The sequence below is a fragment of the Acinetobacter lactucae genome (assembly GCF_013344765.1).
Lineage (GTDB): Bacteria > Pseudomonadota > Gammaproteobacteria > Pseudomonadales > Moraxellaceae > Acinetobacter > Acinetobacter lactucae_A.
This window is the reverse complement of record NZ_JABVBF010000318.1, coordinates 1-1473: the sequence shown is the minus strand read 5'-3', so window position 1 is coordinate 1473 and position 1473 is coordinate 1. Positions and strand designations below refer to the sequence as shown.

At 33.3% G+C, this 1473-nt stretch carries 1 protein-coding gene; it reads right to left on the bottom strand.

Going from position 1 to position 1473, the window contains the following annotated elements:
• Positions 1 to 8 precede the first annotated feature (8 nt).
• Positions 9 to 1473: tryptophan 7-halogenase (locus HUN22_RS17010; protein WP_174731872.1), on the bottom strand; the 1465-nt coding region annotated here is incomplete at its 5' end.

The following is a 1473-nucleotide window of genomic DNA, read 5'->3' as shown; positions in this document are numbered from 1 at the left end:
ATATTAAACTAGTACAGCTCTTTATTTAAATAATTCAAATAATCATTAACCTCATGTTTTAACTGATCAGGTAAAAATTGAAGTTCCTGTAAGCATGCTTCTGGAGAGATCAAATCAAGTGCTTGCGCAACGAAAATCCAATTTACTACATGAAATATCCCACCCCAACCATGTATCGCATAACCTTTAATATCCTGCATTCTTGGCAATCTCTTATTAAATACTTCTTTTAATGCCGCATAACTTTTTGGATAAGGTGTATTAGCTACTTCCAGCCAAAAAGGGGTATCTTTACGTGGGCAATCATAATGCATCCTTAAAAAATCTCTTATCCCCTTCCAACTTAAAGCATTTGCCTCATTAAATTGTTCAATACTTAAATCAGAAATTAGCCCACCACTTTGAAGGACTACTTTCTCAAATATTCTTAATTGCTCCAACATTTGACCAATTGACGTAGCTTCCAATGGTTCAACAAAACCAGCTGCTAGTCCAAGCGCCATAATATTTTTTTGCCATACTTGTACAAAATGACCTGGTTCAAATTTGAGCACTTTTTGAGGTGTTATTTTAAAACCAAAATATTTTTCTATTTCTTCAATTGCCAACTGTTCAGTTGTAAATCTACTACTATACACATAACCAGCTCCAATTCTTTCATTTAACGGAATTTGCCACATCCATCCAGCAGACATAGCAGTTGCTCTTGTCACTAATTCTGGATTTCTCCCATTATGTGATACATGAAATGGAATTGCCCTATCTAGCCATAAGAATTCTTGAAATGAATTCCATTTACTATTTAATTTTTTACCAATTACAAACCTGGAAAATCCTGATGCATCAATAATAAAATCAGTATCAATTTTTCTATTACCTATCAAGATATGTCGCGCCATACCATCACTATCAAATAAAATATCTGATACTTTTCCCTGTATATGCAAAACACCGCGTTCTATAGCCTTTTTAGAGAGAAAGTTTGAAACTTTAAAACTATCAAAATGAAACGATGATGAAACACCTGATTTTTGTATTAAACAGTTAATAGCCTTTTCCTGAGATATTCTATTTTTTATTCCATCAAAATCCTTAACTATAGTTGCGAGAGGAAGCTTTTTTGCTATTACTGCAGAAATAAGCGGGAAAAAATTCGCTCGCTCATAGTTAAAAGGCTTATATTCAGGATTTACAAAGAGATGATAGAATTCGTCATCCTTTTTTCCAGTACGCCACCCCTCATAACAAAATCCCCATTTAAATGTTGCATCAGTTCCTTTCATAAATTCACTCGTTGATATTCCCAAGTAATTTAACGAGTTAATTAAGTTAATTAACCCTCCCTCTCCAACTCCTACAATACCTATATCAGGAGACTCAATAACAATTATTTCAACTTTACTAGCAAACATTTTTCTTAATGTTAATGCAGCAAACCATCCAGCAGTACCTCCACCAATTATAGTTATATAT